The organism is Bdellovibrionales bacterium (assembly GCA_016714165.1).
Classification (GTDB): Bacteria; Bdellovibrionota; Bdellovibrionia; order Bdellovibrionales; family UBA1609; genus JADJVA01.
Map to the genome: position 1 here is coordinate 93,950 of JADJNU010000002.1, position 14,736 is coordinate 108,685.

At 45.1% G+C, this 14,736-nt stretch carries 9 protein-coding genes; 5 read left to right on the plus strand and 4 right to left on the minus strand.

Annotation, left to right across the window (positions count from 1 at the left end; genetic code table 11):
* Positions 1-67 precede the first annotated feature (67 nt).
* Both IPJ71_11615 and IPJ71_11620 read left to right on the plus strand, forming a co-directional pair.
* Complete coding sequence (locus IPJ71_11615) at positions 68-1,690, plus strand: hypothetical protein (GenBank protein ID MBK7844325.1); 1,623 nt, start codon at positions 68-70, stop codon at positions 1,688-1,690.
* Positions 1,662-2,183 (plus strand): hypothetical protein, encoded by a 522-nt coding sequence (locus IPJ71_11620; GenBank protein MBK7844326.1) that lies wholly within the window; start codon positions 1,662-1,664, stop codon positions 2,181-2,183. The genes IPJ71_11615 and IPJ71_11620 overlap by 29 nt, the downstream gene beginning before the upstream one ends.
* 77 nt (positions 2,184-2,260) lie before the next feature.
* Here the strand turns inward: IPJ71_11620 and IPJ71_11625 are convergent, their stop codons facing one another.
* Together IPJ71_11625 and IPJ71_11630 are read right to left on the minus strand one after the other, a co-directional pair.
* Entirely contained in the window at positions 2,261-3,040 is a 780-nt protein-coding gene (locus tag IPJ71_11625; protein ID MBK7844327.1) for a HEAT repeat domain-containing protein, read from the minus strand.
* Entirely contained in the window at positions 3,033-4,226 is a 1,194-nt protein-coding gene (locus IPJ71_11630; protein ID MBK7844328.1) for a hypothetical protein, read from the minus strand. The genes IPJ71_11625 and IPJ71_11630 overlap by 8 nt, the downstream gene beginning before the upstream one ends.
* A 218-nt stretch (positions 4,227-4,444) precedes the next feature.
* Here IPJ71_11630 and IPJ71_11635 point away from each other — a divergent pair, with 218 nt between their 5' ends.
* Complete coding sequence (locus IPJ71_11635) at positions 4,445-5,833, plus strand: dihydroorotase (protein MBK7844329.1); 1,389 nt, start codon at positions 4,445-4,447, stop codon at positions 5,831-5,833.
* 76 nt (positions 5,834-5,909) lie between these two features.
* Here IPJ71_11635 and IPJ71_11640 read toward each other — a convergent pair whose 3' ends face one another.
* A complete protein-coding gene (locus IPJ71_11640) occupies positions 5,910-6,533 on the minus strand; it encodes a hypothetical protein (GenBank protein MBK7844330.1) in 624 nt (207 codons plus the stop codon).
* 498 nt (positions 6,534-7,031) lie between these two features.
* On the opposite strand from IPJ71_11640, the gene IPJ71_11645 reads away from it, so the two are divergent.
* Positions 7,032-8,108: a hypothetical protein gene (locus IPJ71_11645; GenBank protein ID MBK7844331.1), complete on the plus strand. Its 1,077-nt coding sequence runs from the start codon at positions 7,032-7,034 to the stop codon at positions 8,106-8,108.
* 900 nt (positions 8,109-9,008) lie between these two features.
* On the plus strand, positions 9,009-13,457 hold the full coding sequence (locus IPJ71_11650) for a hypothetical protein (protein MBK7844332.1): 4,449 nt from the start codon (positions 9,009-9,011) through the stop codon (positions 13,455-13,457).
* A gap of 145 nt (positions 13,458-13,602) precedes the next feature.
* On the opposite strand, the gene IPJ71_11655 is transcribed toward IPJ71_11650, so the two are convergent.
* A complete protein-coding gene (locus IPJ71_11655; protein ID MBK7844333.1) occupies positions 13,603-14,727 on the minus strand; it encodes an RsmB/NOP family class I SAM-dependent RNA methyltransferase in 1,125 nt (374 codons plus the stop codon).
* Positions 14,728-14,736 lie beyond the last annotated feature (9 nt).

Consider the following 14,736-nt stretch of genomic DNA (forward strand, 5'->3'; position numbering starts at 1 on the left):
AAGTATTGATTGGGGGTTCTCTGTCAGATACACACGCACAACTTATACAGAAACAAGGAGGGGGAAGATGAAATTTATGAACAAGAGGGCTTTGTTTTTTGCAGCCATGCTGCCAGTTTTTTTGACTCTAGCAGCCTATTCAAACGAAGTTACCCAGAATGACGGTCAACCTCCAGCCAATAGAGCTGGCGGTTTAGATACTGAGGATTCAGTTTCTCCCATTTCCCGCTTCACCGCAAAGCTCGAGGTTGTGAACGAAGACGGGACTCCGTTAGCTGGAGCCAAAGTCTTGATTGGATACGAAGTAAACGATCCCTTTCCAAATAATGAGCTCACCACGGATAGCGCAGGTTCCATTGCGCTGCCAACCCAATGGAAATCAGCACTTCCTGTGACGGTGATCGCAGCTGGACAGGTGAGGACCACTTTTGATGCTGTATTGCCCACTCAGGGTAAAATCTCTGTTTCCAAAGCCGAAGGCACAGAAAAGCTTGAAATCAAGGGAAGCACATTGAATTTTGGTCCGCTCACACAGGACGGGCAAGTTGATTTTGGATTGGTCATTCCGGCCTTTAAGATCCAAGATCTTTTTCACTTTGATCTCTCAGCGGTGATTAGCCCTGAAACCGATCAGATCCGCGTGGCCGGACAAAAAATTGATTTGCCTTCGAACTTGACCTTACCCAAGCAAACAGAGAGCTACATCATTCCGATTGTGCTCGAAAAGCCAAAATATCGGATCTATGTACGGGAGCCTGGAGTTCATTCCTTTTTTGCACTTCATGGTCGTTTTCCTATCAAAGATGTTGTTGGGGATATTCGCGATGGGAAGAGCATCTTTGAAGTTATCAATTACTTTGATTTTCTTGAAGGAGGCCTCACTCCTCTCAATGTCGATACATCGGGAGCGAAAGTCGATCTTCAAGTCGACAAGTTTCGTTTCAACAAAGAACTGACTGTCATAGCTCCTCAATTTCGCAGCGACAAGTCACTTCTTGCGCTAGCAATGGCCGAAGTTGACGGATTGCTTGTTCCCACTGACGTGAAGAGACTACTGCCCAACCAATCCCTGAAATTAAAGACCTCCTCGACGGCAACTAGTACTCGTATTCTACATGTCTTAACCAATAGCCAAAATCTGCAAGGCGAAAGACCCGAGGCGGTAGTTGGGCTGGACTTAGATGACAATTCTCGTTCACAAGAGCCAGGCAGGCCAACTCAGCCACAGGACAAGCCAGCTTTGAGAATACTGGCCGATGCCAGCCTAGCGCCTTCAACGATGTTCAATCAACTGACCTTCGTATTGCAAGACAGTAAGATAGGCGGCGCCCCCCAATTTTTGGAAATGATTGGACCACCACAGATAGAGCCTCATCTTCTTCGTTTGCAAACGCCGCAAATTCTACCGGACGTCAGTCCTGTTGCAACTTATTTGGTGCTTTCTGATGTTGAGTATTTCACATCAGGCAGCGTGAAATCAGAAAAGAGAACACGGATCTGGGAGGTATTCTCTAACGACTGGGTCAGCCAAGTGCGCCTCCCGAATTTTACTCTCAGGCGTTTACCTAATCACAAATATCGTTGGGAAGTGATGTATTTTGCCCGCGCTGCCGGGCCGGGAGCGAAAAATGGTAAAGGCAATGTGCTGGATGGTGTTACCCATGTCACTCGCAACGCAGTTGATTTCTAAATCACATATTTTCTCTCTCTGGTCTCTGGTCCTGACCCTTGGTGGATGCTCCCTCTTTGCAGAAAGGGGGGAGATCCCCACCAGCTTCGGACCACGGGAACAGATATTTTATGGCGATGTTGACCAGGTCTGGCGAGCGACTCAGATTGCTTTCTCAAAATATCCAATTCGCATCAACAACCTAGATCTCGGAATACTGGAAACTGATGTTTCTACGGGCTATAAAGTCTGGACACCTCCCCATAAGCCGAGCGTTTCCGGTGGATTGTCCTCGAAACTTAGCGTCAGAGTTGTCAAAGGAGTTGTCGAAAATCGCTCAGCAGTACGAGTCACTGTGCAAAAAGAGAGCGAACTCAAACGCGATTTTTTTGCCGAAACTCAAAAATTGCCAAGCGATGGTCTGGAAGAAAAAGCTCTCCTTTACCGGATTGGCCGCGAACTGCAAATTGACAAGGCCCTAAAGAAAGCTCAAGAAAATCTGAATAACAAATAGCTGTCGTATCGCAAATAAATCTGGGCGTTGAATTTGTAATGGCTGGTCTGACAGACTGCTAATGCAGCTTTCGATGCTCACATTGATTTTTTTGACCCTTGATCCAAGGCCAACCACTTTTCCCGTTTGCTTGAAACTGGGTCCTTGGATTCTCCTAGTTTTTTGCCCGTTATTTTCTCAAGGCCTGCAATCGCCCATTGATGAAGGCTCTTATCTGGATCCCGCAAGACAGACAAAAATTTTTTCTCATCTAAAGGACTCGGGAAGCGACTCAATGCTCGCACGATGTGCCGCCGAATCCAGAGACTGTGGGTCCCGCGAAAGTTCTCTTTTGCATTTAATTTATTCCACAATTCTGGAGAGAGCTCTTTGCCTCCCAATTTATCTATTGTCTGCACAGCTGCCGTACGTACAACCAATGCCTTGTCACTCAACAAACGATTCGCCCATTCAAGAGATTTTTCTCGTGGTCCATGGGTCATCGCAATCAAAGCAGCATTGCGAACGAACCACTCCCGACTCACCATCGCTGTTTCCAGAGTTTTAAGTGCCCCCCGCGAATCAATTTGTCCCATCGCAGTTATCGCCCTCCATCGATCTTGCAGAGTTGCATTCTGATCGAAAGCAATTTTTTTCAATTCCTCAAAAGCCGGCTTGCCGGCCGAATGCAAAAGAGCGATGCGTTCAGGAAGGGATTGCCTGAGGGTCCGAATGACACTCTCTCTATAAGGCCCAGTCAATATGGCTGGGGGTGGTTTTAATTCTAGGGTACCCTTTCCAGGTACCGCCGCGTGTCCCTTTACAAAAAATAAAAGTCCGAAAAAGACAATAGAAATAACCAAGCCAATTCTACTCATTGACCACCAATTTATTTGCCTCCTCAGCCATTTTGTCAGTGTCCACATTGCCTTCGAGAACGGATTCCCCTTCGTTCTGCGCGAAAGAGCCTAAGCCTGCCATTTCTTCGAGCATTTTGTCCGTATCAACAGCCGCTTTTGCCTTAGTGAATTCAATGGGGCTAGGTTCTTCAACAAATGCCTTTTTTTCAAGATTGGGTCCTTCTTCTGCCGGAGGCTGACTCATCTTTCCTAAAGATCTGCTGAACTCCGCAAGTATGTCGTTTTCAGGGTCTTCCTCCCCCGCGCTCCTGGATTTTCTCACATTTGGGGGCTCAGAATTCTTCAACTCATCGAGTCTCCCTCCTTGAGAATTGCTGACGACCTCAGTCTGATTTCCGTCAAGATCACCTAAAGCCCGATTTAGAATTTCTAGATCAGAAGTCAATTCAACGCTTGCATCTTTAAGAATATCATCTTGAATATCAATCGAGCTTGGGTCGAGGACAGGAGAACTTGCATTTTTGTGCTGCTCATCGACTGCTGCAGCAAACTCCGCCACAAGGTCCTCACCCTTTTCAGAAAGTGGGGTTGAATTTTGACCTGAAGAGTTAACCGGCGTTTCGCTCTTCTCAACAAGCTCCTGACCCAAGGAATCAGTAACAGCTGTCCCACTCAATTCCTCTATCTTCTTTTTTAATTTTGCATTTTCCTCTTTGAAATGTGAAAGATCTGCTATGTCATCTTCAATTATTTCGTACTCTTTAAGCTTCCCCTCGAGGTCGCGGATTTTTTCTACGTAACCAGATACATCCACCTCAATTGCTTTTTCTACCACCGGCGAACTTTGGTTCTGCGTCTGCTTTAAAACCTCAATTTCGGCATCCTTCTGAGCGAGTTCTCGCATCATCTGTTCCAGCGAGCCGGAATTCGCTTGAAAAGGCCCCGAACCTTGATTCGATTCATTTCCAGAAGTCTTCAATGCCCCCGAAGAAGATAAATCGCCGATGCTGGATTTCAATATGTCCTTTAAAGTCTTTTCAAGTGCACCAAGATCTCCAATTTGCATTTCACTTTCAGGATCCTTTTTACTCTTTCCAAAAATCATAATGGTAAAGAGAGAACCCAAAAGCAAAAGAATGGCAGCTATGCTCCATTGAATAATATTAGGGAGATAGTGTATAAAAAAGGAGAGAAAGGCATCCATAGTCTGCTTCCATTGTGTCTGAAATTACCAAATTCGGTCAAGATAACCATTTATTTGAATACCACGAAGGACCAGACAAAATGGCTCAGATCAAAGTTGCACAAAGATTGCTACACCCTATTCGCTGGTTGTGTTAGACTTTGGTCTGTAGACGCACGTGGTGGGTCGGCCACCTTTGTCTTGATACCAACATCCCAAAATTTCTAAGGCATAGACAAATGACATCACTATCTGAAAAATTGGACACCGGAACGCTGGAACTCGATCTGCTTATTAAGGGAGCTGGAGCTCTTCTCAGAAAAGGCCCGGGTGATTGGAGGGCAGAGACAACCGACATTGGGATTCGCAAGAATCGAATCGTTGCACTTGGTTCAATTGGCAAAGTAAGTACGAAAAAAACCTTGAGAGCTGAAGGACTCACAGTATTGCCGGGTTTACTGGACACTCAGGTTCATTTTCGGGAACCTGGATTTGAATACAAGGAAGACCTGTCGTCTGGAACACGAGGAGCCCTTTTAGGAGGGATTACCGGCATATTTGAAATGCCAAATACCCGTCCCAGCACTGTTTCAGCACTTGATTTGGCAGATAAGTTAACCCGGGCTAAAGATCGGGCCTGGGTACATTATGCATTTTACCTGGGAGCAACCATAGATAATGCATCGAAATTGGCTGAGCTTGAAAGGCTTCCTGGATGTTGTGGTGTCAAAATCTTTATGGGAAGCTCAACGGGTTCTCTTCTCGTTGCAGATGATGAAAAACTCAGGAGCGTTCTTCAAAATGGAGCAAAACGAGTGGCTGTCCATTGTGAGGACGAGTTTCGCCTAAAGGAAAGAAAATCCATTGTCGATGCTTCACCCGGAAACGTGCACCTCCACCCTGTGTGGAGGGACGAACAAACGGCCCTCATGGCAACCCGAAGAATTGTGGCATTGGGAAAGGAAACAGGACGGCCATTGCATATTTTGCACGTAACCACTGCGGAGGAAATGGATTTTTTGAGACAAAATAAAAGCCATTGTACGGTGGAGTGCCTTCCTCAGCATCTCACCTTTTCCTCGCCAGACTGCTACGATCGGCTTGGAACTCTCGCTCAAATGAACCCCCCTATCCGCGATCAGAGGCATCAAGCAGCTCTGTGGAAAGCTGTATTGGATGGGACCGTCGATGTCCTGGGCTCAGATCACGCCCCTCATACCCTCGAAGAAAAGCAACTTCCCTATCCTCAAAGTCCATCCGGTATGACAGGCGTGCAAACAATTCTCCCCGTCATGCTTCATCATATGAGCGAGGGAAGACTCAGTCTTGGGCGGATTGTCGAGCTCATGGCTTACAATCCAGCAAAAATCTGGGGGTTGGAGGGCCGAGGAGAACTGAAAATTGGCGCTCGAGCCGATTTATCTATTGTTGATCTCAACAAAACAGCAGAGATTAAGCGATCTTGGATTGCTTCCAAATCGGGTTGGTCCCCCTATGAGGGACTCAAGGTTAAAGGATGGCCAACAATTGTTTTAATCGAGGGTCAGATCGCGATGCGAGAGAATGAAGTCATCGGTTCCCCCCTAGGCTCACCTCTCGAATTTTCGCCCGCAATTTTGTCTTCATGATCGTCTGCAAGAGAAATTATTTTTAGCGGGTATTTTTTAGAGCAATTCACCTTGCTCGTGTTCAGTACCAGGCGGGTTAAAGATTTTTACTCACAATGGAATTGCAGAGTTCGCCAGACTCATCTTCACGAAAATAAACCCGGCCTTCTTCGCCATAGCAAACTCTCTGACATACAACGCCCTCCGGATTTGCCGTCTTTTCGAGGTAGCAGGTTCGCCCCGAGAGACCCGATTTGTCTGCAACTGGCTTTGAGCTGAGCGGCTGGCAACGTTTGCTGAGATTCAATGAGGCTCCCAACCCGCTCTCATCGCTGATCTCCAAGGTATATCCCACGCCGCAGAGCAACTCTGATATATCCATTAGCTTGATTGAAAATCCTCCCCCTTCACAAGACACAAAGCCTCTTTGCAATCCTTCGTGCTGAGGTGATTGCAGCAACCAGTCCAACTGTTCGGTTTCCCGACGCGAACAAACACCTTCAATGAGAAGAGTCTGAGTCCCCGCCTGAATTTCGACAGATGTATCTACAAAGACAATTTTATTGAGATCCCAATCTTCGATAACTCGAACCGAACCATCAACAGATTCTGAATACCCAGACCGAAGCGCCTCTGAAGGAGCGCAATTTTGATATTGAAAAAGAACCAGTGCCCCAAGCCCAGCAATTAGAACAATACGACTTCTCTTTCGATCCCTCATCAATTATCCCCCTCCTCATACGACCCGCAATAGGAAGTTCCGCACAGCTCAATCGACTTTCAATTGTCTAGCGAAGATGGCGTCGAGTGGGCAATCCCCTCTCATTTATAATCTTTGCAAATCGGCGCTGCCGATTAAGGGAACTTGCCATTATCAAAGCCACCCCAATAATTACTAAGAGAATAGAAATGAATAATGCCATAGTCTAAAGTCTAAATTACAGTCTCCCAATTTCGTGAATGGAATTTCTCTTCCGTATCAAGATAGAACGAAGTCAGCGCAGATTTGCAGAGTTTTGGTCTCTCTCCGAGCCGCGCGCCCGTGTCTCGAGCCGGGTCATTTCAAATCTTTTAGGCTGGTTTATTTCTCCGTTTCAGGGTGAGCCAGAAGATCAGAGATCCCTGTTTTAGAGCCTGCCCAATCACATTGACCGGGAGCTATATCTATGGTTATACGAAATTCGGCTATAAAATGACAATAATCGAGGAATTGAGTATTATGAAAAACTTATCAGTTATCTGGGGAATTGCGGCCACCTTTAGCATTCTCTCAGCGAAAGCAGCACAAAAATGCAGCCGGTATCTTGCCCTCCCCACTGACCAGGTAGTAAAAGTTGAGGAATTGCGGGATCGCAGCTGGATTTCAGCATCCGACTCAAATATTGAAGCAGCTGGCCAGTTCGAAAAAGAGCGAAAAGCTAAAGGCGAAACAGCGACTCAGGAAGAGCTGGAAAGAGTTCTAGGCGGGAGCAAAGTTCACCTCAGACAAACCACTCTCCCAATTGGTTTAGCCTATGTCACCATTCATAAAGAAGATGGCACCGAAATTTTTGATGCGAACAGCTATCTTGGTTTGCTCTCTAGCAATTGTGGCGCAATTCACGATTGTCCGGTGGTTTCGACACATCACGTTATACGGGACACCCCGCTGGGTGCTGGCTTCACCCTTACATCTGTGCGTTCGAATGATGAATCCTTCATAACGACTTCGACCATACAGAAGGATTATGACATCCGTGGGCAGGATAGCTCAGTTGAACTAATTTATTCTATCAATCCCAAGCCTGGATCCAGGAATATAGATCACTTGTGGCTCGACTATACAGAGAGGTCATTCAGAACAACCATTCGGGAGGAAAGAGACACCCGAGTGGTACAGAATATTAGGTTTGATTTTGACAAAGGAGAATTGCTCAGTATTGAGATTGGTGTAGCGCTCAATTTATCTAATTCGAAGTGGGAATCAGCAGCGTTCGACCAGGTTCATCTCATTTTTGATCCGAATGGAAAATTGGAAAGAATTACTGGAATTAGCCAAAGTACTTCACCCAATTTGGCCTGGTCTAACCTAACCGATCAAGCAGCCTTTCTTGATGCGCTAAAAAAAGGTCAAAATATGTGGTTTAGTTACCGACCAGAAGAACCCCAGGCTGCTCTTATATTTAAAACTGTTTTCGGAAGAAACATTGGCAGCCTTAAAGGGATCTCTTTTTCTGCAGTGAAAGAGATCATGGATTCGGCAAGGGCTGAAAGACCACTGCTCGTTCACTCACTGCTAGACCTTGACCCGATCTAAGAATTCATTGACCACGACTGCGGTTGGATTTCAAAGTTTGGAAACGTCCCTCCCAGGAAATTTTAAGTAAATATTAGGAGGACTTATCCTTCTAAAAACCAGAGAGGGCCGGAGAGGGGGCGCATTTAAAAAAAATGGGGACGCAATTTGCGGCCAATCCTCTAAATCGTACTGCAAAAGAATTCGAATTTGGGCCTATACTTTCAACTGTCACTCTTGGTTACCCATCTTTCTTTAATGAATCCAATCTGTTACCAAAGACTCCACAAGGACGTTTATCTTCCCCTCCCTGGCACTCTCCTTGAATAATGGACCTGAGTCAGGAGGTCGAAAATGCTTTACCTGTTGAGTTTAGAAAGTATCGGAGCCATTATAACTATCGCAGCCATTCTCACCCAAGTCTTTTCAGTCATTGTTCAATGAAGAATTCTCTCCTGAGAGAAACAGAATTTCTCATACTGCAAACGAGATTTTAAGCTCGTTTTATTCTTCAGACCCCAAGAAGAACTGTTAGTGATGATGTTACAAGGTCACAAAATATAAGTAAATATTCCATTCCATTCGTCTTCTATGCACTTTTGTCATACGGTGGTCTTACTTTTGGTCAAACTACACAGACAAAGACCAGGAGAATCTCGCCTTTGCCTGGCCCTTTGGGGGGCTTTTCGGAGAGGCGGGCGAATGTGGCGACGCAATTTGCGACCAAACCTCAGAATTGTGCTTAATACGAATTCGAATTTGGTCTTATACTTTCAACTGATGATCTCGCTTATCCTCCATTTTTCTTCAATAGATCCGAACTGTTACCAATGATATCACGCGGACGTTCCTCTTGTTCACCATGGTTCATTCCTTGCATTTTGCAGAGGAATGCGATTCATCCTCTCTCTCCTTTTAGGAATGATTTCCATTGTAGCCAATGCAGCTACTGTTCAATCATCGCTATATTTTGATATCAAACAGGAATTTCCAAATTATTTTCTACCTGCCGCATTTCGTGAAGGGCCACCCGAAAGTGTGCCACCTGCTGTTGTTGATCAGTCACGACGGCAACTTGAGCGCACTCTCACATCTATCTTTGGAAGGCTTCTGGTTCCTGTCGTGGGATCTGACGGCAAGTTAAGCAACGTCCGTTATTTTGATTTTCTTCGTAGCCAGGTTGACCAACGAGTGTCTGTGATGCCAAGCGGAGGAGTCGTTCGTTCAGCCATTGGCTACGTTTATGCTCGCCTTTATAATCAATTACAGCAGGATGCAAAACAAAATCCTCTCAAAATTCTTGAGGAGATTGCCAAAGAACTTAAAGATATTCCAGGATATGAGATTCGTGGTGTTGGCAGTGACTTCGATATCCTTGTTGACGGACCTAAGGATTTACTCGCAGAATCAATCCAGAAAATTCAAGCTATCACTAATAGTGCAATTAACCAGTTTGAGTCCAACGGCCAACGAACGACACATGTTGCTCAGAGATCAGTTTTTACAATTGGTGATGTCAAGGTCTATGGTGACCAGATTACCCTATCAACCAACCAAGGTGGTTCGACCGTCGATTTTCTGGCCTTTGATTTGACAAAGGGGGTTTTTGTCGAACCTAAGAACCATCGGTATATAGTCGACGATTTGATCAAAGGAACCTACCGATATATTGCTCCATCAGAACCGCTGCGCGACGCTGATAAGCAAACCGTAAGAGGGTTGCGTCCTCTGCTGGAATTGCCTTTTCTAATGGTTCTTGATGAGACACAATTAAGAGAAGAACTCGAGACCATAAAGAGGAAAATTGAGAGTTCTGGCGCGATTTCAGAAAAGGCCCTCCTTCAAATTGAAAAGACAATTCGCAACGCGCGATATTCGGGAGCACATAATCGGATTTTTCGTGCTGCACCCAATACTCTTGAATCTCTCATCTTAGATATCAATGACAGATTGGTAAAAAGAGGGCTTCCCGCCATCCCAGAGTTTGCAGATCATTTCAATATCGGACTGCGCGATCCTAACCTAAAGTTAGAACTCAACGGAATTGATCCAAGTCTGCTTACTCCTGTTGAACAATTTATCGATTCACTCCCCAAAGGCGTTTTATTTCATGGTACCGCTTCGGTTGAACAGGCCATGTCTATACTTCGTAAGGGCTTCTTTCTAAGTGGTGGACACAATCGCCAAGGCAGATCTGTCTATGGCACGGGAGCATATACCTCACCATCAGGACAAACAGCTGAAAGCTACGCTGGAGAGAATGGAATGGTTCTCGATCTTCATATCAAGCGTGATCAGCGAATCAACATTCTCGATGCAAATCAATTGTCAAATCATCCAGGATTGAAGGTCATTAAGGCCAACGCAGATCGCAGAAAATTGGATTTTCACCAGGTTCTCGCTCGAGAACATGGGATTGACATTCTCGTTACCGGACACGTGTTAATTTTAAACTCAGACGCTGTAGACATCGCAGATGGATTAGAGACCCTAATTCGTGGCCTTTATTTTCGAATGGTTCATTCTCAAGGAAAAGATATTGCAGAAAGCGTGACTTCCTATCTTGAGTACCAACGTCTTTTTCCCTACGCAGTAGCAGCAGGATTGACTAGCCTAACTCCGCCGGAAAATCCCATCGCTTTTCTATCTCGAGTAAAGCCAGATATAGTTTCTGGTCTTGCCGAAATAGAAACATTGAAGCGGAGAAAGTACGAATTCATTCAAAAAGTTCACAATGAGCAAGAAGAAATTTTCTCAAATCCTCAGGTTTCAGGTCGTGGGTATCCCCCCTCTAGCACGGATGTCGATAATCTCATTGATCAGGTAACGCCTATGCTCAATACCATGGCATTGAGAAAAACAGCAAATACGTTAATGCTTGCTTCTCGTAAGAAGGACCAGCTCATGAAACTCCTTCACTTAATTGCAGAAAGCCAACCTCTCGCCTTTGTCAAAATCTTTCCCGAAATCTTTGCGTTCAGATTCGACCGTACCTCAATTAATATTACGAACGACAATATGACCATCAAGCCAAACGCGAACGGCATTGAACTGCTGCTGTTTCAATTGTTTCAGAAGGCGCGCAGTGGAATTGCCTTTGGCCCTGATGAGCAAGTATTAATTCAATACCTCATTCGCCATCACCAAAGCGATGTTATTCGGGTCTTACTTGCGATCAGCTCACATGATCAATTTAAACGCATACTTGCCTTAATCAAGTCGTCTGAACAAGATGGGTATCAGATTTTGGGTGCTTTGTTTCGCCTAGATCATTTTGGATTTAAGTTGGCGAACACCCTCGCAAATTCGGGAAACCAAAAGGTGCTGAATGAGCTAAGGGCCGAAATTGGAAAAAACAGGGAGTATCGTGGGAAATTTATGAAATTTGTACTTTCATCGTCACTGGAGTTGAGTTCGTTTCCATGGGACTTAAGGACTGGCGATGATTTAAAAGCCATGCGTTCAGTATATCAATCGGTAGAACAGGCAGAAAGTCATTACATGAACGTGTTACATCGAATCCACGCTCAATATAAGTTCACAGCAAAAAACGGGCTCCAGATAGAGGCTGACAGTATTGACGAAGCTTACATCAAAGATGCAGCTTTACGTCATGAGTTTTCCGAAGCTCGAATTCAGTTTCATCGAAGTCAGGGAATTTCAAAGATCCTTGATGATCTTCAGAATCACAAAAAAGTGATGGGTAAGCCTATTGATCTCAGCAGTGAGGAAGCCCGTAGGCTGGAACAAAAGTACGCTAAAGGAGGCCGAACCCTAAGAGTCTTCGATGGCAAAGAAGCTGCCCTAATCCGAAAGTTTGTTGGAAGTCCAGTGCTTGGGTATAATTACGACATTTACAGGGTCCTATTTTTTGCTGAAGGACCTCTCACCCAACTCTTGATGGGACGTTTTGAACGCTTTTTGCCAACGGATGATCCAAATGTTTTGGTTCAGGTACTCAAGTTTGCTAAGACAAATCGACCCGATGGTGCCAGAGAGCAAATACAAAGAATCGAAGCCATTTTGCACAGGCCCGAGATTCAAGCAGCAGCTATTGCAAAAGGCTCAATCAGGGATTATCCATGGGATTTGAATAGGGACCGCCAAGTTCTAGATTCTTTGATTGAGTCAGTACCTTCTGAGGACGCCCTAGATAAGATGGTCTACCAGTTTTTTAACGATCTCTATCAGTCTCAGCCAGAATTGGTGGTTGTTCCGCAACAGGAATATAGCCATCCTCTTTTTATTAAATCTTCGAAAATAGATTCTAAGATATTGGGGGTATTGAAATCCAAAGTAAAAGACATTTACGATTCAAATCTTAGACATCGCGCTCGCTTAATTTTGACTCTTTCCGATCAAGTGGGTTCGTTGAAACTCGCCTTATTTGATCTTGAAGGCAAGGATCCTCTTAGTTTCTTCAAGGTTTTCCCCAAATTGGGGGGAATGAATTTTCAGCTCGACAAATTAATAGCGACAGATAAGTCTTTAGTTCTAAATAGTGAGCAATTTAAATATGAAAAGTCATCACTCAATTTGCACCAGCTATTTGTGTCACTTCTTGGCAAATTGAAAGCCGGTCACCCATTGCAAAATGCGGATCGGGCCTTTATAGACTATATGATACAACGAGGAGAAACATCAGCTTGGTGCTTCGGAGCTCCTATCGGCCTACTTTTAGTCTCCGGAAATCAGGGCCATCAAGACTATATTTTCTCGAGATTGAAGCACTATGCAGGGATTGGAGATAGAATACTGATGCAGCTTTTGTCGGATCAGATTGGTTATTTCCCTGCTTATAATAAAGAAGCAGACAGAATTTACCTGTTAGAATTGAGAGAAAGGATCAAGTCTCTCACTCGATCTACTCTGTATACAGAAAATACATGGCGCGATCAAGTACGAGATCGAATATTTGCCACTGCAGAAGACTGGGGGTGGAAAGAGTTCCAGAATTTCCCGTGGGACCTGCGTAAACCAAAGGATGTAATGACACTGAGAAAAATGATTGTCGATTCTGAAACTGCCACTAGTGTCCTGATTGATATTTTAGGCGAATTGCGTCGTGACCAAGGTTTTAAGCCACCAAATGGGCTGATCTCAAATGCCAAGAAAATTAACCCTGAAGCTATTTTAAATCCTCAACGTCGACTGAGATTCATAGCCGCTCTCACGAAATATGAAATTCAAGAAAGAATTAAAGATTTACTTGTCAGGCTGGGCTCAAGCCTTGCCCAAGTAAAACCAGCAGCGTTCACAAACGCCGTTGTAGCACCCACTGCGGCCTCCAACAGAGAGAGGTTTGCTAAATTTGAGTCTCAGTGCCAGAAGTTGCTCCAAAATGCCCCATCATCTGCAAAATCTCGGTAGTGTTGCATAACTAGCGACCGACTCAACTTCAAAATTTAAAGCTTAGCGATTCGAGCTCCGTAAAATCCGTCCGATCCGACGGGCGAAGGCAGACAATGAAACTCCTCTTCTAATTTCCAGCCTGGATGATTCTCAAGAAACCATTTCACTTGAAGTTCATTCTCTGAAGGAAAACAGAACAGGTGGCGTAAACAAATTTCCCTCCGGGCTTTACCATGCTCACATAATTTGTCAGGATTTCCCGCTGAACATGAACAAGCCGATTGCACTCCTCATCGGTTATTTTCCATTTAGAATCTGGATTTCGCCGAATGACTCCGGACCCAGAACAAGGCACATCAAGTAGCAATCTGTCCGCATGCCCGACCAGTCGCTTCACTGTCTTGGAGGACTCTATTAATCTCGTTTCAATCGAATCAACGCCGGCTCGACGGGACCTTTCGCGAAGTTCTTTGAGTTTTCGATCATGAACGTCCATACAGAGGATTTTGCCGCGGTTATTCATCAATGCCGCAAGATGAAGTGATTTCCCACCTGCTCCAGCACAGGCATCAATGACTCTCATTCCTGGTTCTGCCTGAACAAACGGAGCTATCAGTTGTGAACCCAGATCCTGGACCTCAAAGAGCCCATCTTTGAATGCTTTGGATTTGAAGACTTTTCGCCTTTCTGGCAACCGAAGAGCGTCAGGGCCGGCGCTGACCGTCTGGGATTGAATGAGCTCCTCCCCCAATCGCTGTTTCACTGCCGCTGGATCGGAGCGCAACCGATTCACCCTCAAAAACAAGGGGGCTGGCTGATTAGAGCCTTGAGCAATGGCCTTCCACTTGTCCCCAAGCTCATCTTCACCTTTTGCCCAAAACCAGTTTGGATAGGATTCCCTCACTGAGTCAGGATTTGCCAAATCCCAAAGACGAATAATTTTCCCAGGATCCCCACCAAAACCCTCTCGCTCAAAGGGACCAAGATCATAATCATTCAATATGCACCAAGCCGACACCGCGGCCTTGAAATCTTGCTCAGAGTACAAGTTTGTTTCTCCATTGTTCGGAGGAGTATCCGCAAGGTCCATAGAAAACCTCAGGCGTCTCCACCAACGAATGGTATCGTAAAAAGTCTCGGCAAAAAATTTGCGGTCCTTAGCGCCCATATTTTTATTCTGGAAGAAATGTCTTTCCAAAACCTTGTCAGCGTAGAATCCCTGATTGAATGATTGATCCAGCACTTGAATAAGCCCATACAATGCTGGACGGTGAACTTTCTTTTTCATGGAAGTCAT

Excerpts from the sequence above, each read along its gene's own strand:
- IPJ71_11635 (MBK7844329.1), top strand. The coding sequence starts at position 4,445 with ATGACATCACTATCTGAAAAATTGGACACCGGAACGCTGGAACTCGAT.
- IPJ71_11615 (MBK7844325.1), top strand. The coding sequence starts at position 68 with ATGAAATTTATGAACAAGAGGGCTTTGTTTTTTGCAGCCATGCTGCCA.
- IPJ71_11650 (MBK7844332.1), top strand. The coding sequence starts at position 9,009 with ATGATTTCCATTGTAGCCAATGCAGCTACTGTTCAATCATCGCTATAT.
- IPJ71_11640 (MBK7844330.1), bottom strand. The coding sequence starts at position 6,533 with ATGAGGGATCGAAAGAGAAGTCGTATTGTTCTAATTGCTGGGCTTGGG.
- IPJ71_11620 (MBK7844326.1), top strand. The coding sequence starts at position 1,662 with ATGTCACTCGCAACGCAGTTGATTTCTAAATCACATATTTTCTCTCTC.
- IPJ71_11630 (MBK7844328.1), bottom strand. The coding sequence starts at position 4,226 with ATGGATGCCTTTCTCTCCTTTTTTATACACTATCTCCCTAATATTATT.
- IPJ71_11625 (MBK7844327.1), bottom strand. The coding sequence starts at position 3,040 with ATGAGTAGAATTGGCTTGGTTATTTCTATTGTCTTTTTCGGACTTTTA.
- IPJ71_11645 (MBK7844331.1), top strand. The coding sequence starts at position 7,032 with ATGAAAAACTTATCAGTTATCTGGGGAATTGCGGCCACCTTTAGCATT.
- IPJ71_11655 (MBK7844333.1), bottom strand. The coding sequence starts at position 14,727 with ATGAAAAAGAAAGTTCACCGTCCAGCATTGTATGGGCTTATTCAAGTG.